The following is a 23,839-nucleotide window of genomic DNA, read 5'->3' as shown; positions in this document are numbered from 1 at the left end:
TTTTTCGATGCTTGGACTCAAGTCGATGGTCTGTGGTGGGGACGGCCAATCCGCGTCGAAACCGCCATGCCATGCCAAACCCGACCCATGCCACGCCAAGCCTTGCGGTAACACCATGAGGTTTGAAGGGAAAATAACCTACGGTCACTGAAGGGAAGGGGCCTGAGTTTCAGGCCTGTCCAGAGGCGGCCCAGTAACAAAAACGCCCCGATTATTCGGGGCGTTTTTTGTTGTACAGCGGGGTGAACGAGGTGCCCTAGAGGGCGCCGAAGACTTTCTTGGCCAGGCTGGTCGCGGCGGCTGCCGGGTTCTGGCGAATGCTTTCTTCCTGCTGGGCAATCATCTTGAACAAACCGTCCAGCGCTTGTTCCGTCACATAGTTTTCGACGCTGTCGGCCTTGCCACCGAGCAAGCCCATCGGGGCCTTCTTGGCGAGCGCGTTGTACTGCTGGGCGACACCGACCTTGTCTGTGGATTGCTTGACGATCGGCAGGAACTTGGCGCGGATCTGCTCGCGGCTGCTTTTGTCCAGGTACTGGGTTGCCGAATCCTGGCCGCCGCTGAGGATGCCCTTGGCATCGGTCACGCTCATGTTTTTCACGGCATTCACCAGAATCGGCTGGGCCTGGGTCACGGCGGATTCGGCGGCTTTGTTCATGCTGTCTTCAAGTTGGGTGATTTGATCGCCCATGCCGAGCATTTTCAGGGCGCCGGCGGCTTTTTCCAGCTTGCCTGGCAAGCCGATCTTGACCTCGGGGTTGTTGCTGAAACCACCGGGAGTTCCCAGTTGTTTGACGGCAATCTGCGCGCCTTGGGTCAGTGCGTCCTTGAGGCCACCCGTGGCGTCGCCCTGGGACAGGTCACCAAGGGACAGGGCCATGGCGTTGGCACCGAGCAGCAGGCCGGCGCACAGGGCGCTGAGGCGAAGAGAGTTACGGAGCATGGGCGCTTCCTTTTAATCGACTGGATCAGTGGGCAACGGCGTCAACGCGCAGGCGAAGCGGCTGGGGATCCTGGCCGTTCAACTGCACCGAATGGCGCTCGGTGGTGATAAACATTAGCTTGCCATCCAGCTCGATGCGAGCGCTGACCGAATAGCTGTGGCCAGGTTTGACCTGCGCCGGGTCGTAGCTCAGGTGGAAGGGCAGCGGTACCTGCTTGCCATTGACCGGGCCTTTTTGCTCGGCGAGGGTGACGGCGGGCGCATCGGCCAGGGACACGTCCTGCAGGCTGACGCTCAAGGTAGCGGTAGGCGGCAGGGCGATGCGTTGCAGGTAGAACACTTCGCCATCAAGGCTGGCCTTAGGGGCAGGATTCATCGAGTGGCAGGCTCCCAGCAGGGCGGTCAGGCCCAGGAGAATGATCTTTTTCATGGTGCAGCTCCTTGTCAACGGCGCCAGAAACACCCTGGCGCCTTGGTAAATCTAGCGGGTTTCGTCCGGCTCGGTGTCTGGGGCTGGCGCTTCGTCGTTGCGGTGCAACGCCACCTGGCGGATCGACAGGCGAATCTCCGCGGGCAATACCCGTTTGGCTGCGCCTTCGGCCAACTCACCGAGCAGGTCGTGGTAACTCAACTTGCCGGCTTCATCGCGGCGCAGCACATCTTGCTCGAGCAACGTCTGAATAAAATGTCGGAAAAGGCTCTTGTCGAAGAACTCCGGGGCATTCAAGCCATGCAGGATCGACAAGCGCTGGGCCATGACCGTGCACAAGTCTTCCAGTTCTTCGGCGCTGATACTGTTCTGGCCGCTGTTGAGCAGCAGGGAAATGGCCATGTAGAAGCGTTGCAGGGTCTGGGCAATGCTCTTGGACAACAGGGTCAGCAGCACAAAGTTGCGCGAGCTGGGCGCCGGGCGCAGGTAGATGTTGTTTTCAAAGCGCAGCAGGCCTTGTTCCACCAGGGCTTCGAGCCACTGGTCGACCACCGCGTCCAGCTCGTCCAGGGACCAGCGGATAAACAACTCCGATTGCAGGTACGGATAGAGCGCGCGGGTGTAGCGCAGGATCTGTTCGCGGTTCATGCGCGAGCTGCTCTGGAAGAAACTGGCGAGCAGCGCCGGCAGGGCGAAGATATGCAGCACGTTGTTGCGGTAATAGGTCATCAGGACGGCGTTTTGCTCGTCCAGATACAGGATCTTGCCCAGGGCATCGCTCTGTTCCGACAGCAGGTTCATGTCCTTGACGTGCTTGATCAGCGCCTGGCCGTCGCCCTCGGGCAGCGTGGTATGGGGCGAGTAGGGCACCCGGCGCAGCAGCGCCAGGTACAGGTCCAGCACCCGTGCCATGGCCTGGTCGTCCAGGGCCAGGCGGCTGGTTGAAAGCAGCGCCAGCGCCACCAGGTTTACCGGGTTGATCGCAGCGGCCTCATTGAGGTGCTGGGCCACACGCTCGCCGAGGCGGTTGGTGGTTTCATTGAGCCAGGCCGGTTTGTAGTTCGGCCCCAGGTCCTGGGCGCGCCAGTCCGGTTGCTCCTGGTCGAGGAACTCAGCCAGCTTGATCGGCTCGCCGAAGTTGACCGCCACCTGGCCAAAACGCTGTTTCAAGGCGCCAATGACCTTGAAGATATCGAAGATCGACTCTTTCTTTTTCGTCGCGCCGCGCAGTTCGCCCAGGTAGGTGCGGCCTTCCAGCACCCGTTCGTAGCCGATATACACCGGCACAAACACGATGGGCATGCGCGAAGAGCGCAGGAAACTGCGCAGGGTGATCGCCAGCATCCCGGTCTTGGGTTGCAGCATGCGCCCGGTGCGCGAGCGGCCACCCTCGACGAAGTACTCCACCGGGAAACCCTTGGTGAACAGGGTGTGCAGGTACTCGTTGAACACCGAGGTGTACAGCGGGTTGCCTTTGAACGTGCGGCGCATGAAAAACGCCCCGCCACGGCGTAGCAGGCTGCCGATCACCGGCATATTGAGGTTGATCCCGGCGGCGATGTGCGGCGGGGTCAGGCCATTCTTGAAGAGCAGGTACGACAGCAGCAGGTAGTCGATATGGCTGCGGTGGCAGGGCACGTAGATCACTTCGTAGCCCTGGGCGACCTTTTGCACACCTTCGATATTGTTGACCTTGATCCCGTCGTAGATCTTGTTCCAGAACCAGCTCAGCACCACTTCCAGGAAGCGGATGGCGGTGTAGGTGTAGTCCGAGGCGATCTCGTTGCCATAGCGCAGGGCCTGGACCTTGGCTTTTTCGGCCGTGATGTTCTCGCGCTCGGCTTCGTCGAGGATCGCCTGGCGTACCAGCGGCATGTTCACCAGGCCCTTGACCAGGTTGCGCCGGTGGGACAGGTCGGGGCCGATCACCGCCGTCTTCAGGTTGCGAAAGTGTACCCGCAGGATCCTTTGGGCCATGCGCACCGTACGTTCGTGACCTTTATTGTGCTCGATCAATTCACGCAGGTTGATTGGCGCAGAGAATTGCACACGGGTCTTGCGCCCCAGGATCAGGATGCTCAGCAGCCGGCGCAGGCGCCCGGTGACGGCCCAGCTGTCGGCGAACAGCAGTTTCCAGGGGCTCGACTCGCTGGCCGGTGACTGGCCCCAGAACACGCTGACCGGGATGATCTGGGCGTTTTCTTCGGCGTGCTCGGTCAGGGTATTGACCAGGCGCGTCAAGGTCGGCGGCGCGCCGCGCTTGTCCTGGCGGCCGAGCCAGTCCGGGTCGGGCGTGAGGTAGAAAAACGCCGCCGGCTCCATCAACGGGCCGACCGACACCGGCAGCACCGGGCGCGGCAAGCCAGCCTTGGTGCACTCGGCATCCACCACGGCCAGTTCGGTCAGGGAGGGCGATTGCAGGACGTAGAACACCGGCCGGCTGCGGTCCAGGTTAAGGGTGAGGGACGACTGGTTGATCGTCTCCGAGCGAACCCAGAGGTACAACAGTCGGCGCAAGGTGCCAAATACCAGACGGCGGAACGGGGAGCGGGTCATAGGTGTGCTGCTTTGAGTGGAAAAAACCGAGCAGGCGCTCGGGCGGGTAGTGTGCCGTATTCGCCGAAAATCGGCAAAAAAGCGGCGAAGTAAAGTTGAGTTGATCGTTTTTGAGCCTGTCTTATACTCGGCAGTTCAATGCGACTGACTCAACAATAAAAACCAGTGGGAGCAAATAGATGACAACGCGCGAAACCGGCAATGTGAAGTGGTTCAACGACGCCAAGGGCTATGGCTTTATCCAGCGGGAAGACGGCAAGGATGTGTTTGTGCACTACCGCGCCATCCGCGGTGAAGGCCACCGCTCCCTGGCCGAGGGCCAGCAGGTGGAATACGCCGTGGTGACCGGCGAGAAGGGCTTGCAGGCGGAGGATGTGGTGGGCCTGTAACGCGGGTTGTTGCATGGGGGAGCTGGCTTGTGTGGGAGCTGGCCAGCTCCCACACAAGTCAGCTCCCACACTGACCGGGCTGGATCAGGCGGTTTTCCAGGTGATCTGTTCTTCACCGTCGGTGCTGATCCGAATCCAGGTGTCGGCGCTTTCTTCACCTTCCTCTTCAACCCACGTCCCCGGCGCGCAGCGCACTTCAACGTTCAGCGCGGCAAAGGCGGCGCGGGCGCAGGCGATGTCGTCTGCCCACGGGGTCTGGTCGCTTTCCAGGTACAGGCTGTTCCATTTGCCCACGGCCTTGGGCAGCCAGGTCACGGGTACGTTGCCGGCCTTGCACTTGTAGGTCTGGCCCTTTTGTACCCAGTCGGTACACGGCCCCAGGGCGGCGCCGAGCCAGGCAGCGATAGCCTTGTGGTCGACGTCGGCGTCCTTGAGGTAAATCTCGATATCGGGTTGGCGCATGGATGTTCCTCGTTGCGGGATTCGAAAATCCATTCGCGGATTCAGGGTGGGCGCAAATGCCCGGAAAAGTCGGTTATTGAAGCACGAAATAGTCGTAGCGCATCGACACGGTGACCAGCAGCGGTTCGGCCTGTTCGATCACCTGGGCGCGCCGCTCGGCACTGGCGCGCCAGCCGTGGGGCGTCATCGCCAGCAGGTTGGCGCGGTCCTTGGGCTCGGCCAGGCTGAGCTGGAACTCCAGGACTTCGCTGTGTTGCAGGCTCATGCCGTCCGGCACCAGGGCCAAGTGCTTGTCGTCGGTGTACTCACGCACTTCGTCGTACAAACGCTCGCGCAGCTCCATCAGGTGGCCGCGGGTCGGGCCGACTTTCATCAGGCCGCCGCCAGGGCTGAGCAGGCGCTTGGCTTCCTGCCAGTCCAGCGGGCTGAACACGCTGGCGAGGAACTGGCAACTGCCGTCGGCCAACGGTACGCGGGCCATGCTGGCGATCAGCCAAGTCAGCGTCGGGTTGCGCTTGCACGCGCGCTTGACCGCTTCCTTGGAGATATCCAGGGCATAACCATCGGCGCGCAGCAGGGCATCGGCGATTTGTGCGGTGTAATAACCTTCACCGCAGCCGATATCCAGCCAGCGCTGGGGTTTGCGTTCCGCTGCCAGTGCCGCCAGGCGCCTGGCCACCGGCGCGTAGTGCCCGGCATTGAGGAAGTCGCGGCGCGCCTCCACCATCGCCAGGTTATCGCCCGGGTCGCGGCTGTTCTTGTGCTGCACCGGCAACAGGTTCAGATAACCCTGGCGGGCCCGGTCGAAACGGTGTCCGGCGGGGCACACCACGCCATTGTCCACCTCATTGAGTGGCGCACTGCAAATGGGGCAGGCGAGCATCAGGCGAGCAACTTGATCAGGGTCTGGTAGTAGATTTCGGTCAGCACATCGAGGTCGCTGGCCAGGATGCGTTCGTTGACCTGATGGATTGTCGCGTTGACCGGGCCCAGTTCCACCACTTGGGTACCGAGGGTCGCGATAAAGCGCCCGTCGGACGTGCCACCGCTGGTGGACGCCTTGGTCTCGCGCCCGGTGATGGCCTTGATGCTGGCAGACACCGCATCGAGCAGTGCGCCGGGTTCGGTGAGGAACGGCAGGCCCGACAGCGCCCATTCCACATGCCAGTCCAGGCCATGTTTGTCGAGAATCGCCGCGACCCGCTGCTGCAGGCCTTCGACGGTGGACTCGGTGGAGAACCGGAAGTTGAACACCGCCGTCAGGTCGCCGGGGATCACGTTGGTGGCGCCGGTGCCGGAGTTGAGGTTGGAGATCTGGAAGCTGGTCGGCGGGAAGAAGGTGTTGCCGTCATCCCAATGCTCGGCGGCCAGTTCCGCCAGCGCCGGGGCGGCCAGGTGGATCGGGTTCTTAGCCAGGTGCGGGTAGGCCACGTGGCCTTGCACACCGCGCACGGTCAAGGTCGCGCCGAGGGAGCCACGACGGCCATTCTTGACCACGTCGCCCACCAGGGTGGTGCTCGACGGCTCGCCAACGATGCACCAGTCCAGGCGCTCCTTGCGCGCCGCCAGGCGCTCGATCACCGCTTTGGTGCCGTGGTGTGCCGGGCCTTCTTCGTCGCTGGTGATCAGGAAGGCTACCGAACCTTTGTGGTCCGGGTAGTCCTTCACAAAGCGTTCGGACGCTACCAGCATGGCGGCCAGGCTGCCTTTCATGTCGGCTGCGCCACGCCCGCACAACATGCCGTGTTCGTCGATCAGCGCGTCGAACGGATCATTCTGCCAGGCCTGCACCGGGCCGGTCGGGACCACGTCGGTGTGGCCGGCGAAGCACAGTACCGGACCTTCATGCTTGCCGTGGGTGGCCCAGAAGTTATCCACATCTTCGATACGCATCGGCTCAAGCGCAAAGCCGGCGTCGCCCAGGCGTTGCATCATCAGCTTCTGGCAGTCAGCGTCGACAGGCGTTACCGACGGGCGACGGATCAGGTCGATAGCGAGTTGGAGGGTCGGCGAAAGGTCGGCGTGGGCCGTCATGGGGAAGCTCCGAAAGCGTGTTATGGGCGCAGGACGAATGTGCAACAGCAGCGCGATTCCAATGTGGGAGCGGGCTTGCCCGCGATTGCGGCGGATCAGTCAGTGCATCGGTTACTGACAGACCGCTATCGCGGGCAAGCCCGCTCCCCCATAAAGCATGGCCTGGGCCATGCTCTGCAAAAGGGCCGTTATCTTATAGCAAAACGGCGACCAGAGGCCGCCGTTTAGTGGATTGCGCAAGTTTTTACGCCGCTGGGGCGGGCTCCACCACCGCTGCCGGTTTAGGCAGTGACGAGAGGAACGCCATGATCAACGCTGCCACATACGGCAACGATTGCACCAGCAACATCACCACCCAGAAGCGCATGTCATTGCTCGGCAGGCCTTGCACCAGGTAAATCCCCAGCGCTGCGCCCCACAGCAGCAACATGATGAACATCTCCTCCCGAGCCTCGGAAATCGCTACCCAGAAGCCGTGGTTATCCGCGTTTTTCGGTGTACGAAAGAACGGAATACTGGTGGTGAAGAAACCATACAGCACCGCCTTGGCGATGGTATGGGACAACGCCAACCCGGCCAGGGCCGCGCAGAACGCATCCTTGAGGTTCACACCCACGGCGCGACGGTAGAGGAAGATGATCTTGCCGACCTTGAACACGAACAGCGCCAACGGCGGGATTGCGAAGATCAGCAGGGGCGGATCGACCCGGGTCGGCACAATGATCATCGCCGCCGACCACAACAAGGCACCGACGGTGAAGAAGATATTCATGCCGTCCGCCACCCACGGCAGCCAGCCTGCGAGGAAGTGGTAGCGCTGGCCACGGGTCAGTTCCGTGTCCTTGCCACGCAACAGGCTGGCGGTGTGGCGCTTGATGATCTGGATCGCGCCGTAGGCCCAGCGGAAGCGCTGCTTCTTGAAGTCGATAAAGGTATCGGGCATCAAGCCCTTGCCGTAGCTGGTGTGGTAGTAGGCAGCCGACAGACCTTTCTCGAACACCCGTAGGCCCAGTTCCGCATCTTCACAGATACACCAGTCGGCCCAGCCCAGCTCTTCGAGCACCGAGCGGCGGGTCATGGTCATGGTGCCGTGCTGGATGATGGCGTCGCGGTCGTTGCGCGTGACCATGCCGATATGGAAGAAACCTTTGTATTCGGCGTAGCAGAGCTTCTTGAAGGTGCTTTCGTTCTGGTCGCGGTAATCCTGGGGCGATTGCACCACGGCGATTTTCGGGTCGGCGAAGTGCGGCACCATGTGTTTGAGCCAGTTGGGCGACACGCAGTAGTCCGAGTCGATCACCGCGATCACTTCGGCGTCCTTGGCGGTGTGCGGGATCAGGTAGTTCAGCGCGCCGCCCTTGAAGCCGGCCAGGGGCGCGACGTGGAAGAACTTGAAGCGCGGGCCCAGCGTCTCACAGTAGTCGCGCACCGGTTCCCACACGGCCGGGTCCTTGGTGTTGTTGTCGATGATCAGGACTTCGTAGTCCGGGTAGTCGAGGGCGGCCAGGGCGTCGAGGGTCTGTTTGACCATTTCCGGTGGCTCGTTGTAGCACGGCACATGGATCGACACTTTCGGGCGGTAGTCCGAATCACCTTCCACCGGTAGGAATTCGCGGCGGCGCTTGTGGGTCCAGACCGCTTCCGCCAGCTCATGGGCCTCGGTCAGCAGCACAATAAACACCCCAAGCGCGCCGAGGGCCAGCAAGAAGCCCACCGTCAGGCTGAACCACGTGCTGTATTGCTGGCTGTAGTCGTAGCCGATCCATACCAGCACCGAGCCACACAGGAACGCAATAAAGGTCAGGAAGGTACGGCCACGCTGGCGCAGGGCCGAGCCGTCGATCATCAGCAGGGTCAGCGACAGCAGCGCCAGCACCACCGAGCCGATGGCCAGCACCCGCCATTGCGGAATCGCTACCACCGGGCCTTCAAAATTGAATTTCTGCTGGCGCGCGGCGTTGAACACACCCCAATAGGCGCCCACCGAGCCTTCGTCACTGGCCTTCCAAGGTTGGTCGAAGGCTTCGATCACGAAGTAGTTGTAGCCCTGGCGGTTCAGTTTGTTGACCAGGGTACGCAGGTAAATGGCCTGGTCGGCAGGTGACGCGTCCGCGCCACCGCGCATGCGGCCATTGCTCGGCCAGCCGACTTCCGACAGCAGCAGCGGCTTTTTCGGGAAGGTCTTCTTCAGATCCTTGGCGCGGTCGAGGACGAATTGCCCGGCCTGGGCCATGGGAATATGTTCCCAATACGGCAGGACGTGCGCGGCGATCAGGTCGACATGCTTGCCCAGTTGCGGGTTGTGCTCCCAGATATGCCACTGCTCTGAGGTGGTCACTGGCACTTTGACAGCGGCGCGCACCCGGTCCAGCAGCACAATCAGCTCGTCGGCGGTGATTTCCTTGCGGAAGATCGCCTCGTTGCCGACCACCACACGTACCACGCTGCGCGAGGTGTTGGCGATCTCGATGGCACGCTGGATCTCACGCTCGTTGCGCTCCAGGTCCGGGCTGATCCAGATCCCCAGGGTCACGCGCAGGCCGAATTCTTCCGCCAGCTTGGGGATGTCCCCCAGGGTGCCGTCGACCGAATAGGTACGGATGTTGTCCGTCAGCTTGCTCATGATCGCAAGGTCCTGACGCATCTGTTCGTCGGTCGGGTACTGGTCTTTCTGCGGGTACTGGCCTTGCTGGAACGGCGAGTACGAAAACCCGGAGATCTGCTGTGGCCAGTTGGGAGTAGTGACCGGGCGGTTGATCAGCGCCCAGAAACCGGTGAACAGCGCGGCAATCGCCAGCACTACCACCAGGTTGAGTCCAAATTTACGCGATGACATAGCTATTTCGGGTTCCAAAGGGTGCGGAACGAAAAGAGGTGTTGGCCTGCGCCGAACGGCGCGCATCCTACACTGGCCCTTCCATGAGCGTACAGCAAGCTGGGAAAAACCGGAGTTTAGTCAGCGAAACCTCTGCGGAGTTCTTTACTTGTAGCTGGAAGCTTCGAACTTGTCGCCGCGTAGTCCATAATGCGCGCCGGTTTTTGGGGTAATGGTCATGAGCACAGAAGATCCACGGTTTGCCGGCGTCGCCCGTTTGTATGGCATTGAAGGCCTGGAGCGTTTGAAAGCGGCCCATGTGGCCATCGTCGGCGTGGGCGGTGTAGGCTCGTGGGCGGCGGAAGCCATGGCCCGCTGCGGGGTGGGCGAGATTTCGCTGTTTGACCTGGACGACGTGTGCGTCAGCAACAGCAACCGTCAGTTGCACGCCCTGGACAGCACGGTAGGCAAGCCCAAGGTCGAAGTGATGGCCGAACGCCTGCGTGCGATCAACCCCGATTGCACCGTGCATGCGGTGGCGGACTTCGTGACCCGCGACACCATGGCCGAGTACATCACGCCTGACATTGACTGCGTGATTGACTGCATCGATGCGGTCAACGCCAAGGCGGCGCTGATCGCCTGGTGCAAGCGGCGCAAGATCCAGATCATCACCACCGGCGGCGCCGGCGGGCAGATTGACCCGACGCTGATCCAGGTGTGCGACCTGAACCGCACCTTCAACGACCCACTGGCCTCGAAAGTGCGTTCCACCTTGCGTCGTGACTACGGCTTTTCACGCACCGTGACCCGGCACTACAGCGTGCCTTGCGTGTTCTCCACCGAACAGCTGCGTTATCCCAAGCCCGATGGCAGCATCTGCTTGCAGAAGAGTTTTGTGGGGGATGGCGTGAAACTGGACTGCGCGGGTGGGTTTGGCGCGGTGATGATGGTGACGGCGACCTTTGGCATGGTGGCGGCGACCAAGGCCGTGGACAAGATCGTGGCCGGAGTGCGCAGGCCGTCCGAGCGGGTCAAACCCGCCTGAATCTCGCTGCTGGGCATAAACAAAATGTGGGGCTTGCCCGCGATGGCGGTGTGCCAGGCAAGACGTCTGGCACTGATCCACTGCTATCGCGGGCAAGCCCGCTCCTACAGTTAGTTTTGCGTATGGCTCAAGTCGCGCATGCGCTGCAGGACTGCGTTCAGGCCATTGCTGCGCGACGGCGACAGCTGGCGGGAGAGGCCCAGTTGGTTGAACCAGTCAGGCAGGTCGACCGCCTGTAACGCGTGCGCCGAAAGGCCATTGACCCGCGCCAGTAACAACGCCACCAACCCGCGAATCAAGCGCGCGTCGCTGCTGGCGGCAAACTGCCAGTGGCCCTCGTGCAAGCGCCCCACCAGCCACACCAGGCTTTCACAGCCCTGTACCAGGTTGGCGTCGATCTTGTCCTCAGGCACCAATGCCGGCAGCCGCTCGCCCCATTGCATCAGCAGGCGGGCGCGTTGCTCCCAGCTGCCGACAGCCTGAAAGGCCTGCAGCGCGGCCAGCGCATCCGCTGGCAGGCTCATCGCAGCATGTCCAGCGCCTGGTCCAGCGCTTCAAAAAAGCGTTCCAGGTCATCGGAGTCGTTGTACAGCGCCAACGAAACCCGGATTGCGCCGGATAAATGCAGGCTCTTGAGCAGGGGCATTGCACAGTGATGGCCGGCGCGTACCGCGATGCCTTGCTCGGTCAGCAGGTGGGCGAGGTCGGCGCTGTGTATACCGTCTACCACGAAGCTGGCCAGGGCCACGTGTGGCGAGCCCAGCAGGCGCACGCCATTGCGTGCCCGCAAGCCGCGCAATAGATAGTCATGCAGCGCTGCTTCATGGGCGAGCACCGCCGTTTGATCCAGGGAATTGAGGTAGTCCAGGGTCGCCCCCAGGCCAATCACGCTGGCAATCGGCGGGGTGCCCGCTTCGAAACCCAGGGGCGCGGGGCGAAAGCTGGCGCTGTGGTAGTCCGCCTGTTGCACCATCTCGCCGCCAAACTGCCAGTGACGCAGCAGATGCAGGCCTTCGGTGCGGCCGTAAAGCACGCCGACGCCGTCCGGGCCGTAGAGCTTGTGGCTGGAAAATACGTAGAAGTCGCAGCCCAGGGCCTGCACGTCATGGCGCCCGTGGACGATGCCCTGTGCGCCATCCACCACGGTCAAGGCGTCGTGGGCCTTGGCCAGTGCCAGCAACTGCGCCAACGGCTGCCAGGCGCCCAGCACGTTGGATAACTGGCTCACCGCCAGCAGGCGGGTGCGTGGCCCGATCATCGTGGCGGCGGCGTGCAGGTCGATCAAGCCGGCGTCGTCGAGGGGCAACACCACAAGCGTGAGCTCGCGGCGTTTGGCCAACTGCTGCCAGGGCAATAGGTTGGCGTGATGTTCCAGGGCGCTGATGACAATCTCATCGCCCGGGTTGAAAAGGTGCTCAAGGCCATAGGCCAGGAGGTTCAGCGCTGAAGTGGCGCCGTGGGTGAAGATGATTTGCCCGCTGTCACCGACGTTGAGCCATTGCGCCACTTTGCTGCGACTGTCCTCGAACGCCTGGGTCGCATGGGCGCCCGGCAAATGCTGGGCACGGTGCACATTGGCTGCGCCATTGGCGTAGTAATGGCTGAGGGCGTCCAACAGGGCTTGAGGTTTTTGCGTGGTAGCGGCGTTGTCCAGATAGGTCTGGTCTTGCCGTTGCAAGGTAGCGATGGCCGGGAAATCGGCGCGCCAGGGCGAAGGCACAAGCATGGGGTTCAAGACTCATATGAACCGGCCGCGCTGAATAACGCGGCCGGTTCCGGTGGCATCGAGTCGCTGCTTAGTTGTGAGCGTGCAGCGCTGCGTTCAGTTCGATCGCCGACTTGTGGGTTTTGCACTCCACGGCACCGGTTTCGGAGTTACGGCGGAACAGCAGGTCCGGCTGGCCAGCCAGTTCGCGAGCCTTGACCACCTTGACCAGTTGGTTCTGCTCATCGAGCAGTGCCACTTTGGTGCCAGCGGTCACGTACAGGCCCGATTCCACGGTGTTGCGATCACCCAACGGGATACCGATACCGGCGTTGGCGCCGATCAGGCAGCCTTCGCCCACCTTGATCACGATGTTGCCGCCGCCCGACAGGGTACCCATGGTGGAGCAACCGCCGCCCAGATCCGAACCCTTGCCGACGAAGACACCCGCCGATACACGGCCTTCGATCATGCCAGGGCCTTCGGTGCCTGCGTTGAAGTTGATGAAGCCTTCATGCATCACCGTGGTGCCTTCGCCCACATAGGCGCCCAGGCGCAGACGCGCAGCATCGGCGATACGCACGCCGGCCGGCACCACGTAGTCGGTCATTTTCGGGAACTTGTCCACCGAGAACACTTCCAGCAGCTCGCCACGCAGGCGTGCTTCCAACTGGCGCTCGGCCAACTCGCCGATGTCGATCGCACCCTGGCTGGTCCAGGCCACGTTCGGCAGTTGCGGGAATACACCGGCCAGGCTCAGGCCATGGGGCTTGACCAGGCGGTGGGACAGCAGATGCAGCTTGAGGTAGGCCTCTGGGGTGGAGGTCAATGCCGCGTCCTCGGCCAGCAGCGTGGCGACCAACGGCTTGTGGCTTTCGGCCAGGCGGGTCAGCAGGGCGGCTTGGGTGGCATCTACATTTTTCAGTGCATCAACCAGCTGCGAGGCTTGGGCAATGGTGAAAGTGATTGCCTGGTTGCCTTCGGTGTAGCCGAGGATAGGCGCGATGGCGGCAACGATCTCGGCCGAAGGGTTGAGCAATGGCTGCGCGTAAAACACTTCCAGCCAAGCACCTTGGCGGTTCTGGGTGCCGACGCCGAAGCCCAGGCTGAACAGGGAATTGGACATGCTGTTACCTCTACAAAAATGAAGTGGCTGGCCTACTTGAGGGCCGCCGAATAACTATCTGGCTTGAAGCCAATCAGGGTTCTGTCACCGAGATCGAGCACCGGGCGCTTGATCATCGAGGGTTGTGCGAGCATCAGTTCAATCGCTTTCGCCTGGTCGAGATCGGCTTTCTGTTCGTCTTCGAGTTTGCGAAAGGTCGTGCCTGCACGGTTCAAAACCACTTGCCAACCGTGCTCGTTGCACCATTGGGTCAAGTGTTCGCGGTCGATACCGGCCGTCTTGTAGTCATGAAACGTATAGCTGATGGCATTTTCATCGAGCCAGGTACGCGCCTTTTTCATGGTGTCGCAGGCTTTGATGCCGAAAATCTGTAACTGCTTGTTTTTATTGGGCATATTTCATTCCTAAAAATCTCCCCAATAGGGTCGCAAAAATTCAGCCAAGGATTATGCCACGTAGAGCCCCTGCGCGCAGGCTACCCGACCCAAAGGTGGGCAAGTCATGCGTGGGCTGCTTGGTCCTCTGGAACCAGGCGGATTTCCACACGTTGGCCAAGGGCCCTGGCAGCGCTGGCTAAAGTCGCGAGGGTCATGCCTGAGTCATTTTGATCAAGTGCGCGGTCCACGGCGGTTCTGCTGGTGTGCATCCGCTCTGCCAGCGCTTTTTTACTGACTCGCTGGTGCTTCATCGCCTGCGCAATCTGCCACGCGATGACACGTTTGAGGGCGGCTGCGCAGACTTCTTCGCCGAGCCCTTGCTCGGCGAGGAAATCATCGAAGTCAGAACCGATATGTTTGTTCATGTGTTGTACCTCATAACCTTGCCCTGCGCTGCTTGGCGGTTGCCATGTCGTGCACCGGTGTCTTTTGGCTTTTCTTGATAAAACCGTGGAGTAGCACCATGTTGCTGCCGACCACCGTGAAGATAATGCGGGCGATGGTGTCCTCCAGATCAACCCTGACTTCCCACAGCCCGGAGTCGAGCTTTCGCACTACGGGCATGCCGATTGGCCACCCCAGTTGCACGGTTTTTATTTCAATCCCAATGAGTCGCCTGTGTTCACGGGGCAGATCGGTCAGCCATTCACGTACCGGCTCGTTGCCTGCGTCAGTGCGAAAAAAGCTCACATGTAAAGTGAGTGAGTTTTTACTCATCTGTTGGAGTGTACCTAAAATGGTGCTCTTTTCAATGTGTCGCTCTACAGTCCGCCATCCATTGGTCCTAGTCATGGCTGCGACTTATGTGCAACGGTCAGCCAGCAGCATAGGCAGCTAATATGGCACTTCAAAGGCGCGTTGCTGCCTCAAGTGTTTCATTGCAAGTCGATTGTCCAGGAACCCCGCTTTATGCAAACCGCCTACACCGTTCTTATCCTGCTGATGCTGGTCAGCGTTTCGCGTCTGGTCGGGCGTGTCATCCCCTTGCCGTTGCCGTTGGTGCAGATTGCCGCCGGTGCCCTGCTGGCGTGGCCGACCCTGGGGTTGCATGTAGCGCTGGACCCGGAGCTGTTTCTATTTCTGTTCCTGCCGCCGCTGCTGTTCTCCGATGGCTGGCGCATGCCCAAGCGTGAGTTGTGGCGCTTGCGTGGTCCCATCCTGACATTGGCGGTAGGGCTGGTGCTGTTTACCGTGGTGGGCGCCGGTTACTTTATCCATTGGCTGCTGCCAAGCATTCCCTTGCCTGTGGCGTTCGCCCTGGCGGCTGTGTTGTCGCCGACGGATGCGGTGGCGGTGTCGGCGATTTCCCAGAACCGCTTGCCCACACCCTTGATGCATATGCTCCAGGGCGAGGCCTTGATGAACGATGCGTCGGGCCTGGTGACGTTCAAGTTTGCCCTCGCGGCGGCGTTGACCGGGGTGTTTTCCCTGGCCGATGCCAGCCTGACGTTTGTGCTGGTGGCGCTCGGTGGCCTGGCCATCGGCGTGGCGTTGAGCTGGCTGGTGGGTCGCCTGCGGGCCTGGATGATTGCCCGGGGTTGGGATGACCCGGCCACCCATGTGGTGTTTATGTTGCTGCTGCCGTTTGCCGCTTATGTGCTGGCCGAACGCCTGGGCGCGTCGGGGATTCTCTCGGCGGTGGCGGCGGGCATGATGCAAAGCTGGCTGGACCTGCTGCCACGCCAGACCAGTACGCGGTTGCTCAATCGCAGTGTCTGGTCGCTGCTGGAGTTTGCCTTCAACGGGCTGATCTTCCTGCTGCTGGGCCTGCAATTGCCCGATATCATCAAGGCGGTGACCAGTCACGAAGCTACGCTGTGGCCGACCTTGTTCTATCGCGTCCTGGACGTGATCGCGATCTTCCTGGTGTTGCTGGTGCTGCGGTTTATCTGGGTACAGAGTATCTGGCGCCTGTCCGGCCTGTTGCGGCGCCTGCGTGGTAAAAGCGAGCTGACCCTGGTGCCAACCGCGCGGTCTTGCTGGCTTTTGACCGTCGGTGGGGTGCGGGGGGCGGTGACGCTGGCCGGTGTGATGTCAGTGCCGTTGCTGTTTGCACCAGGCCAGGCGTTTCCTGAGCGCGACTTGCTGATCTTTATCGCCGCCGGGGTGATCCTGCTGTCGTTGGTGGCCGCCTGCATTGCCTTGCCGCTGTTGCTACGGGGGATTGAGAAAAGCCCGGATGACAAGCGTCGCGGTGAGGTGCGCGATGCCTGGAAGAAAACCGCCGAGGCGGCGATTCATGCCCTGGAGACAGAGGAGGCCGCCGACGTGGCGCCTCTGGACGCGGCGCAGGCCGCATTGGCGACGGAGCTCAAGGCGCGGATCATGTCGGAGTACCGTCACCAACTGGAGGTGTTCAATGACTCGGCCGAAGCCCAGGCGCTGGCGCTGCAGATGGATCAACTGGAGCGTAAGTTGCGGCTCAAGGCCCTGCGCGCGCAGCGCCTGGAGTTGTACAGCCTGAGCCGCCACCACCAGATTGGTGATGATGTGCTGCGCGAAGTGCTGGCGGACCTGGATATGAGTGAGGCTAACCTGGGGACCCAGAAATAGCCGCGTGGGTTAATTCACCCCTACGCAGGCCGCTCCCAGGCGGGAGCGGCCCCGGTCATCAACGACGGCGCTGGATGAAGTTGCGCATCCGTTCAGCGGCTTCGACGCATTCGGACAACGGTGCCACCAGTGCCAGGCGCACCCGCCCGGCACCTGGATTGAAACCGTCCACTTCCCGCGACAGGTACGAGCCTGGCACCACGGTCACGTGTTCTTCCACGAACAAGTCGCGGCAGAACGCGGCGTCGTCGCCCTCGACGTTCGGCCACAGGTAAAAACCACCGTCAGGGTTCTGTACGTCCAATACCGGGTTGAGAATCGCCAGGACCGCGGCGAATTTTTCCCGGTAAAGATCACGGTTGGCCAATACATGAGCCTCATCCTGCCAGGCGGCAACGCTCGCCAGCTGGGTTTGCACCGGCATGGCACAGCCGTGGTAGGTGCGGTACAGCAGGAAGGCCTTGAGGATCTCGGCATCGCCGGCCACAAAACCGGAACGCAGGCCCGGCAGGTTGGAACGCTTGGACAGACTATGGAACACCACGCAGCGCTTGAAATCCTCGCGACCCAGTTCGACACAGGCGCTGAGCAGGCCAGGCGGCGGGGTTTGTTCGTCGAAGTACAGCTCGCTGTAGCACTCGTCGGCGGCGATCACGAAGTCGTACTGGTCGGCCAGGGCGATCAGTTTTTTCAGGGTGGCGACGGGGATCAGTGCGCCGGTCGGGTTGCCGGGGGAGCACAGGAACAGGATCTGGCAGCGTTGCCAGATATCTGCCGAGACGGCGTCGAAATCCGGATTGAAGCCGTTTTCATCCAGGCACGGCAGGTAATGCGGCTTGGCTCCGGCGAGGAACGCTGCGCCTTCATAGATCTGGTAGAACGGGTTCGGGCTGACCACCAGGGCATCGTCGCCACGGTTGACCACGGTCTGGGTGAACGCGAACAGCGCTTCGCGGGTGCCATTGACCGGCAGGATATTGCGCGCCGGGTCCAGCCAGCCCTTGGGCACGTTGAAGCGTCGTTCGCACCAGGCGCCAATGGCCTCGCGCAGGGCCGGGATGCCCAGGGTGGTGGGGTACACCGCCATTTGGTCTAGGTTATTGGTCAGGGCCTGGGCGACGAAATCCGGGGACTTGTGCTTGGGCTCGCCGATGGACAGGGCGATCGGGCGCTTGTCCGGGTTTGGCGTGACACTGCCCAGCAGGGCGCGCAATTTCTCGAACGGGTAGGGTTGCAGCTGGTTCAGGGCGTTGTTCATTGGGGGCCTCTATCGTTGAACACGGCCCCTGTAGGCGCTGGCTTGCCTGCGATGGCATCGCCTCGGTGTACCAGATACACCGCGGCGCCTACATCGCAGGCAAGCCAGCTCCTACAAGGGCGCGCGGCCACAGGGAAATAAAATTCAGCTCAAATGGTCAGTCGGAACCCTTCTGCCCCGGGCTCCTGGTTCACGCTCAATTGCGCGACGATAGCGTCCTGCAAGCGGCGGCACAGTTCCGGGTCGGACAGGGGGTGATTGTCGGCGTCGGTAATAAAAAACACGTCTTCGACCCGCTCGCCCAGGGTGGCAATCTTGGCGTTTTGCAATGACAGGTCGAACTCCAGGAAGATCCCGCCGATCCGTGCCAGCAGGCCTGGCCGATCCGGTGCGCTGAGTTCCAGCACCGTTACCGGGCGCTGGGCGTCGTTGTGGATGGTCACCTGGGGCGCAAAGGCAAAATGCTTGAGCTGGCGCGGCACCCGGCGCTGGATGATGGTCGGGTAGTCGTCAGGGTTGCGCAGGGCTTCGGTCAGGCCTTCGCGGATTTTTTTCACGCGCTCGGGGTTGTCGCCGATGGACTCGCCTTCGGTGTCGAGCACGATATAGGTGTCGAGGGTGAACTGGCTGCTGGAAGTAATGACCCGCGCGTCATGGATGTTCAGGTTGAGCTGGTCCATCGCGGCCACGGTCACGGCGAAGAAGTCGTGCTGGTCCGGGGCGTAGATAAAGATCTGCGTGCCGCCTTCGAATTCGCGCTGGGTCGTTTCCTTGATCAGCACCAGCGGGCCACCGTCAGCCGGCTGCTGGAGGATCGCGTCGGTGTGCCAGGCCACGTCGCCTGCGGTGTGGCGCAGGAAATAGTCATCACCCAATTGCGACCAGAGTTGCTCCACATCGTCCGGGTCGTTGCCGCCGCGCACCAGGATATCCAGGGCCGCGCTCTGGGTGCGGCGGATCTGCTCTTCGCGGTCCACCGGGTTTTCCAGGCCGCGGCGCAACGCGCGCTTGGTCTCGGTATAGAGCTGGCGCAACAGGCTGGCGCGCCACGAGTTCCAAAGGGTCGGATTGGTGGCGTTGATGTCGGAGACGGTCAGCACGTACAGGTAGTCGAGACGGGTTTCGTCGCCGACGGCTTGCGCGAAGTCATGGATTACCTGTGGGTCGGACAAATCCTTGCGCTGGGCGGTGGTGGACATGACCAGGTGGTTCTGTACCAGCCAGACAATCAGGCGGCTGTCCCACTGCGGCAACTGGTGGCGCTGGCAGAAGGCTTGCGCATCCACCGCGCCGATTTCCGAATGGTCGCCGTGTCGGCCCTTGCCGATATCGTGGTACAGGCCGGCCAGGTAGATCAGTTCAGGCTTGGGTAGCTTGGCCATCAGCTTACTGGCCAGCGGGAATTTCTCTGACACCTGGGTGTACTGCAGCTTACGCAGGTGCTTGATCAGGTTCAGGGTGTGGGCGTCGACCGTATAGATGTGGAACAGGTCGTGTTGCATCTGCCCGACGATAAAGCCGAACTCCGGCAGATAGCGCCCGAGGATGCCGTAGCGGTTCATGCGCCGCAGGTTGCGGTGGATGCCGATCTTGCACTTGAACAGTTCGATAAACAGGCTGGTATTGCGGATGTCGTTGCGAAATTCGTCGTCGATCAGGTGACGGTTTTCCCGCAGCAAGCGGATGGTATCGGCGCGCACGCCCTTGATTTCCGGTTGCTGGGCCATCAGCACGAAGATTTCCAGCATGGCAAAGGGGGTGCGCTTGAACACGTTGTCGTGGCGCGCCTCGATATAGCCGTCGTGCAGTTGGAAGCGCGCATTGATCGGTTGCGGTGGCGCTTCGTCTTCGGGGGCCAGGATCACTTCTTCAAAATGCTGGATGATCAGGTCGCTGAGCTGGGCGATGCTCATGACTACCCGGTAGTACTGCTGCATGAAGCTTTCGATGCTGGTCTTCGCGTCTTCGCCTTCAAAGCCCAGCAGGGCGGCGATGGAGCGCTGGTGGTCAAACAGCAGGCGGTCTTCGGAGCGTCCGGCGAGCATGTGCAGGGCGTAGCGCACCTTCCACAAAAACTCCTGGGACGAGGCCAGCAGGGCGTTTTCGCTCTCTACCAAAAAGCCTTCGCCGGCCAGGGCCCGCAGGTTCAGGGTGCCGTACTGGCGCCGGGCCACCCACAAGATGGTCTGGATGTCCCGCAGCCCGCCAGGCGAGCCCTTGACGTTGGGTTCCAGGTTGTATTCGGTGTCGTTGTACTTGTGGTGCCGGGCTTTCTGCTCGGCGCGTTTGGCGAGGAAGAACTCCTTGCTCGGCCACATATGCGCGGTGCTGGTGACTTCCAGCATGCGCTGGCGCAGGCGTTCGGGGCCGCAGATGGTGCGGCTTTCCATCAGGTTGGTGACCACGGTGAGGTCGGCACGGGCTTCTTCGGCGCATTCATCTACCGAACGCACGCTCTGACCGACTTCCAGGCCGATGTCCCACAACAGCGTCAGAAAACGCTCGATGGAATCACGAAAGATCTCGTGGTCGGCGCTGTCCAGCAGGATCAGCAGGTCGATATCGGAGTAGGGGTGCAGTTCGCCCCGGCCATAGCCGCCGACGGCCACCAGGGCGATATCGGCGTCTTCGCTCCAGTCGAACTGCTCCCAGGCCTTTTGCAGGATGTTATCGACGAACCAGGCGCGATCCTCGATCAGCCTGCGGATCTCCCGGCCGCTGCGAAAACGCCCGTCGAGCACCTCGCGGGCCTGGCGGATGGCCTTCTTGAAGGCGGCAATCGGGCTTGCCTTCAGCGCCAGTTCCGCCTGGAACTGGCCACGGTCGAAGAGTTCGGGATCCACCTGGGGCATCGATCGGCTTTCCTTTCTATCTATGTGTAGGTCGCAACGTTGCTAATCCGGAAAGCCCGCTGCAAACATCAGGCCGAAACGCGGGGGATCGTGTCGTCGGCGCGCAGGGTGAAGATCTCATAGCCAGTGTCGGTGACCAGCAGGGTGTGTTCCCACTGTGCCGAGAGCTTGCGGTCCTTGGTGATGGCGGTCCAGCCGTCGCCCAGTACCTTGGTGTCGGCCTTGCCCTGGTTGATCATCGGCTCGATGGTGAAGGTCATGCCTGCCTTGAGCTCCATACCGGTGCCGGCACGGCCGTAGTGCAGGATCTGTGGCTCTTCGTGGAACACTTTGCCGATGCCGTGGCCGCAGAATTCGCGGACCACCGAAAACCCGTTCTTTTCAGCGTGCTTCTGGATCACTTCGCCGATGTCGCCCAGGCGGCAGCCCGGCTTGACCAGTTCAATGGCCTTGTACATGCATTCCTGGGTGACCTGGGACAGGCGCTCGGCCCAGACCGGGACGTTGCCGACGTGGAACATGCGGCTGGTGTCGCCGTGGTAGCCGTCCTTGATCACGGTGACGTCGATGTTCAGGGTGTCACCGTCTTTGAGCGGCTTGTCGCCCGGGATGCCGTGGCAGACCACGTGGTTGATCGAGGTGCAGATCGACTTGGGGAAGCCTTTGTAGTTCAGCGGCGCGGGAATGGCTTTCTGCACGTCGACAATATAGTCATGGCAGATGCGGTCCAGGGCTTCAGTGGTGACGCCGGGCTTGACGTGTTCGGCAATCATTTCCAGCACGTCTGCAGCCAGTTTGCCGGCAACGCGCATGCCTGCGATATCTTCGGCGGTTTTCAGGGTAACGGTCATACAGGCTCTCTCTAGCGCGACGCGCTGAAATCAATACGGTTTACGGGCGTGCGACAAAAAGGTGCAGCGTTCGCACAAGCCCAAAAAACGCGATTCTAACAGACGCAAGGTATAAACCATGAGTGTCTGGCTATCGCTTCTCTCTATAAGGTGCGGGTATTTTCACCCGATTCAATGGCTTGGGTGGCAGTGACGGCAAGCAAATGCGATTGCGGGTTTCGTTTTTGTCGTTGCTGTGGTATAAAATGCGCCGCTTTCCGGGGATACCCCGCAAAGCTTAAATCCACACACGTGTCGACACGATGACCTGGGTGCCGGAGGCCTTGAAGCCGCTGGTTGGTCATTGGGATACGTGGAGGCCAAACCCGACTTATTAAGGAACTATCATGTCCCAAGTCAACATGCGCGATATGCTGAAGGCCGGTGTGCACTTCGGTCACCAGACCCGTTACTGGAACCCGAAAATGGGTAAATACATTTTCGGCGCGCGTAACAAGATCCACATTATCAACCTTGAAAAAACCCTGCCAATGTTCAACGAAGCTCTGACTTTCGTAGAGCGCCTGGCCCAGGGCAAAAACAAGATTCTGTTCGTCGGCACCAAGCGTTCCGCTGGCAAGATCGTTGCTGAAGAAGCAGCACGTTGCGGTTCGCCGTACGTCGATCACCGCTGGTTGGGCGGCATGCTGACCAACTTCAAAACCATCCGTGCTTCCATCAAGCGTCTGCGTGACCTTGAAGTGCAAGCCGAAGACGGTACTTTCGCCAAGCTGACCAAGAAAGAAGCGCTGATGCGCTCCCGTGACCTGGAAAAGCTCGATCGTTCCCTGGGTGGTATCAAGGACATGGGCGGCCTGCCTGACGCACTGTTCGTTATCGACGTTGATCACGAGCGCATCGCGATCACCGAAGCCAACAAGCTGGGCATCCCGGTTATCGGCGTAGTCGATACCAACAGCAGCCCGGAAGGCGTTGACTACATCATCCCAGGCAACGATGACGCAATCCGCGCTATCCAGCTGTACATGGGTTCGATGGCTGACGCTGTAATCCGTGGCCGCAACAATGTTGGCGGCGGCACCGTAGAGTTCGCTGCTGAAGAAGCACCGGTCGCTGCAGCTGAGTAATTGACGCCCTGGCGTTGACTCAGTAAGCAAAAAGGGGGCTTGGCCCCCTTTTTGCCACCTCGAAAACCATTTGTGAGCGGCACAGCTACAGCATCTGTAACGTGCAGCGGTTAACAAGGGTGGTTCGGGAAGAATTGAACGCCCGTACAAGTCGGGTGGAATGGTTGAAAACCTATCCAAGAGGAATTTGAAAATGGCAGCAATTACTGCAGCGTTGGTTAAAGAACTGCGTGAGCGTACTGGCGAAGGCATGATGGATTGCAAGAAAGCCCTGGAAAAGGCTGACGGCGACATCGAAAAAGCCATTGATGACATGCGTGCCTCGGGCGCGATCAAGGCTGCCAAGAAAGCAGGCAACGTAGCTGCTGAAGGCGCTATCGCTTTGAAAGAAGACGGCAAGTCCGCCGTTCTGCTGGAAGTGAACTCGCAGACCGACTTCCTGGCTCTGCAGGACGACTTCAAGGCATTTGTTGCTGCTAGCGTTGAAAAAGCGTTCGCCGACAAACTGACTGACGTCGCTCCGCTGATCGCCGCTCAAGAAGCCGATCGCCTGGTACTGGTCGGCAAGGTTGGCGAAAACGTCAACATCCGTCGCCTGGTACGTGTTGAAGGTGATGTTGTTGGTGGTTACCTGCACGGTAACAAGATCGGTGTTGCAGTTGTCCTCAAGGGCGGCAACGTTGAGCTGGCCAAAGACATCGCTATGCACGTAGCGGCCAGCAACCCTGAGTTCCTGCTGCCTTCGGAAGTTTCTGCCGAAGCGATCGAGCGTGAAAAAGCTGTGTTCCTGCAGCTGAACGAAGAAAAAATCAAGGGCAAGCCAGAAAACATTGTTGAGAACATGGTCAAAGGCCGTATCAGCAAGTTCCTGGCCGAAGCAAGCCTGGTTGAGCAGGCGTTCGTCAAGAACCCTGAAATCAAGGTTGGCGAACTGGCCAAGAAAGCCGGTGCTGAAATCGTTTCCTTCACCTACTTCAAAGTAGGCGACGGTATCGAGAAGCCGGTCGACAACTTCGCTGAAGAAGTTGCTGCCCAGCTGGCTGCCGCCAAGCAATAAGACAGTTTTCAACTGTCGCCCAAGAGAGGCTGCCCGCTCACGCGCGCAGCCTCTTTTCAAATGGGATGCTCAATTTTATTTGGCTTCCCTTTGGAACTGGCTTACAAAGCCGTGTTCCGATGGCGCTGTGACAGCGTCCAGCTAGAGTGAACGCAAGCCGTAAACGGCTCGCCAAGAATTTTTTAAAAATACGCCG

21 protein-coding genes are annotated in these 23,839 nt (G+C 60.9%); 5 read left to right on the top strand and 16 right to left on the bottom strand.

Annotated features, from left to right (window positions below; all coding sequences use genetic code 11):
• Positions 1-256: 256 nt before the first annotated feature.
• The 3 genes from HKK57_RS03930 to plsB are packed head-to-tail and all read right to left on the bottom strand — an operon-like array spanning position 257 to position 3,929.
• The gene (locus HKK57_RS03930; RefSeq protein ID WP_029300137.1) at positions 257-943 is read right to left on the bottom strand and encodes a DUF4197 domain-containing protein; all 687 of its coding nucleotides are present in this window, start codon (positions 941-943) and stop codon (positions 257-259) included.
• A gap of 25 nt (positions 944-968) precedes the next feature.
• The gene (locus HKK57_RS03925; protein WP_029300136.1) at positions 969-1,373 is read right to left on the bottom strand and encodes a YbaY family lipoprotein; all 405 of its coding nucleotides are present in this window, start codon (positions 1,371-1,373) and stop codon (positions 969-971) included.
• A 51-nt stretch (positions 1,374-1,424) separates the two neighbouring features.
• The gene (plsB, locus tag HKK57_RS03920) at positions 1,425-3,929 is read right to left on the bottom strand and encodes a glycerol-3-phosphate 1-O-acyltransferase PlsB (RefSeq protein ID WP_169389802.1); all 2,505 of its coding nucleotides are present in this window, start codon (positions 3,927-3,929) and stop codon (positions 1,425-1,427) included.
• A gap of 179 nt (positions 3,930-4,108) precedes the next feature.
• Here plsB and HKK57_RS03915 point away from each other — a divergent pair, with 179 nt between their 5' ends.
• Positions 4,109-4,318 (top strand): cold-shock protein, encoded by a 210-nt coding sequence (locus tag HKK57_RS03915; protein WP_003189131.1) that lies wholly within the window; start codon positions 4,109-4,111, stop codon positions 4,316-4,318.
• An 84-nt stretch (positions 4,319-4,402) separates the two neighbouring features.
• On the opposite strand, the gene HKK57_RS03910 is transcribed toward HKK57_RS03915, so the two are convergent.
• The 4 genes from HKK57_RS03910 to HKK57_RS03895 all read right to left on the bottom strand — a co-directional run bounded on the left by HKK57_RS03910 (position 4,403) and on the right by HKK57_RS03895 (position 9,650).
• Positions 4,403-4,780, bottom strand: coding sequence for a hypothetical protein (locus tag HKK57_RS03910; protein WP_169389801.1), 378 nt, complete (start codon positions 4,778-4,780; stop codon positions 4,403-4,405).
• Between the two features lie 73 nt (positions 4,781-4,853).
• Positions 4,854-5,663: a putative RNA methyltransferase gene (locus tag HKK57_RS03905; RefSeq protein ID WP_029300130.1), complete on the bottom strand. Its 810-nt coding sequence runs from the start codon at positions 5,661-5,663 to the stop codon at positions 4,854-4,856.
• The gene (gene dapE / locus HKK57_RS03900; RefSeq protein ID WP_029300128.1) at positions 5,663-6,814 is read right to left on the bottom strand and encodes a succinyl-diaminopimelate desuccinylase; all 1,152 of its coding nucleotides are present in this window, start codon (positions 6,812-6,814) and stop codon (positions 5,663-5,665) included. Before dapE ends, HKK57_RS03905 begins: the two co-directional genes overlap by 1 nt.
• A gap of 244 nt (positions 6,815-7,058) precedes the next feature.
• Positions 7,059-9,650, bottom strand: a complete 2,592-nt coding sequence (locus HKK57_RS03895; protein WP_092233978.1) for a glycosyltransferase — start codon at positions 9,648-9,650, stop codon at positions 7,059-7,061.
• A 217-nt stretch (positions 9,651-9,867) separates the two neighbouring features.
• Here HKK57_RS03895 and tcdA point away from each other — a divergent pair, with 217 nt between their 5' ends.
• Positions 9,868-10,677, top strand: a complete 810-nt coding sequence (tcdA, locus tag HKK57_RS03890; protein ID WP_169389800.1) for a tRNA cyclic N6-threonylcarbamoyladenosine(37) synthase TcdA — start codon at positions 9,868-9,870, stop codon at positions 10,675-10,677.
• A gap of 110 nt (positions 10,678-10,787) precedes the next feature.
• Here tcdA and HKK57_RS03885 read toward each other — a convergent pair whose 3' ends face one another.
• The 6 genes from HKK57_RS03885 to HKK57_RS03860 form a co-directional block, all read right to left on the bottom strand.
• Positions 10,788-11,201: a SufE family protein gene (locus HKK57_RS03885; protein ID WP_092233981.1), complete on the bottom strand. Its 414-nt coding sequence runs from the start codon at positions 11,199-11,201 to the stop codon at positions 10,788-10,790.
• Positions 11,198-12,403: an aminotransferase class V-fold PLP-dependent enzyme gene (locus HKK57_RS03880; RefSeq protein WP_169389799.1), complete on the bottom strand. Its 1,206-nt coding sequence runs from the start codon at positions 12,401-12,403 to the stop codon at positions 11,198-11,200. The genes HKK57_RS03885 and HKK57_RS03880 overlap by 4 nt, the downstream gene beginning before the upstream one ends.
• A 70-nt stretch (positions 12,404-12,473) precedes the next feature.
• Positions 12,474-13,508, bottom strand: a complete 1,035-nt coding sequence (gene dapD, locus HKK57_RS03875) for a 2,3,4,5-tetrahydropyridine-2,6-dicarboxylate N-succinyltransferase (protein WP_029300118.1) — start codon at positions 13,506-13,508, stop codon at positions 12,474-12,476.
• A gap of 32 nt (positions 13,509-13,540) precedes the next feature.
• The gene (locus tag HKK57_RS03870; protein WP_070995735.1) at positions 13,541-13,903 is read right to left on the bottom strand and encodes an ArsC family reductase; all 363 of its coding nucleotides are present in this window, start codon (positions 13,901-13,903) and stop codon (positions 13,541-13,543) included.
• 104 nt (positions 13,904-14,007) lie between these two features.
• The gene (locus HKK57_RS03865) at positions 14,008-14,310 is read right to left on the bottom strand and encodes an XRE family transcriptional regulator (protein WP_070995736.1); all 303 of its coding nucleotides are present in this window, start codon (positions 14,308-14,310) and stop codon (positions 14,008-14,010) included.
• 10 nt (positions 14,311-14,320) lie between these two features.
• Positions 14,321-14,662 (bottom strand): type II toxin-antitoxin system RelE/ParE family toxin, encoded by a 342-nt coding sequence (locus HKK57_RS03860; RefSeq protein ID WP_070995737.1) that lies wholly within the window; start codon positions 14,660-14,662, stop codon positions 14,321-14,323.
• Between the two features lie 192 nt (positions 14,663-14,854).
• Between HKK57_RS03860 and HKK57_RS03855 the strand changes: the two genes are divergently transcribed.
• A complete protein-coding gene (locus tag HKK57_RS03855) occupies positions 14,855-16,498 on the top strand; it encodes a Na+/H+ antiporter (RefSeq protein ID WP_070995738.1) in 1,644 nt (547 codons plus the stop codon).
• Between the two features lie 58 nt (positions 16,499-16,556).
• Here the strand turns inward: HKK57_RS03855 and dapC are convergent, their stop codons facing one another.
• The 3 genes from dapC to map all read right to left on the bottom strand — a co-directional run bounded on the left by dapC (position 16,557) and on the right by map (position 21,459).
• Positions 16,557-17,756, bottom strand: coding sequence for a succinyldiaminopimelate transaminase (dapC, locus tag HKK57_RS03850; protein ID WP_169389798.1), 1,200 nt, complete (start codon positions 17,754-17,756; stop codon positions 16,557-16,559).
• A gap of 149 nt (positions 17,757-17,905) precedes the next feature.
• The gene (locus HKK57_RS03845) at positions 17,906-20,608 is read right to left on the bottom strand and encodes a [protein-PII] uridylyltransferase (RefSeq protein ID WP_029297295.1); all 2,703 of its coding nucleotides are present in this window, start codon (positions 20,606-20,608) and stop codon (positions 17,906-17,908) included.
• 68 nt (positions 20,609-20,676) lie between these two features.
• A complete protein-coding gene (gene map / locus HKK57_RS03840) occupies positions 20,677-21,459 on the bottom strand; it encodes a type I methionyl aminopeptidase (RefSeq protein WP_029297294.1) in 783 nt (260 codons plus the stop codon).
• Positions 21,460-21,845: 386 nt separating this feature from the next.
• Here map and rpsB point away from each other — a divergent pair, with 386 nt between their 5' ends.
• Both rpsB and tsf read left to right on the top strand, forming a co-directional pair.
• The gene (gene rpsB / locus HKK57_RS03835) at positions 21,846-22,586 is read left to right on the top strand and encodes a 30S ribosomal protein S2 (protein ID WP_029297291.1); all 741 of its coding nucleotides are present in this window, start codon (positions 21,846-21,848) and stop codon (positions 22,584-22,586) included.
• Between the two features lie 193 nt (positions 22,587-22,779).
• Positions 22,780-23,643: a translation elongation factor Ts gene (gene tsf, locus HKK57_RS03830; protein WP_029297289.1), complete on the top strand. Its 864-nt coding sequence runs from the start codon at positions 22,780-22,782 to the stop codon at positions 23,641-23,643.
• Positions 23,644-23,839: the final 196 nt, after the last annotated feature.

Source organism: Pseudomonas sp. ADAK21 (genome assembly GCF_012935735.1).
In the GTDB taxonomy this organism is placed as follows: Bacteria; Pseudomonadota; Gammaproteobacteria; order Pseudomonadales; family Pseudomonadaceae; genus Aquipseudomonas; species Aquipseudomonas proteolytica.
The sequence above is the reverse complement of the archived record's forward strand: the minus strand, read 5'-3'. Positions and strand labels throughout refer to the sequence as shown.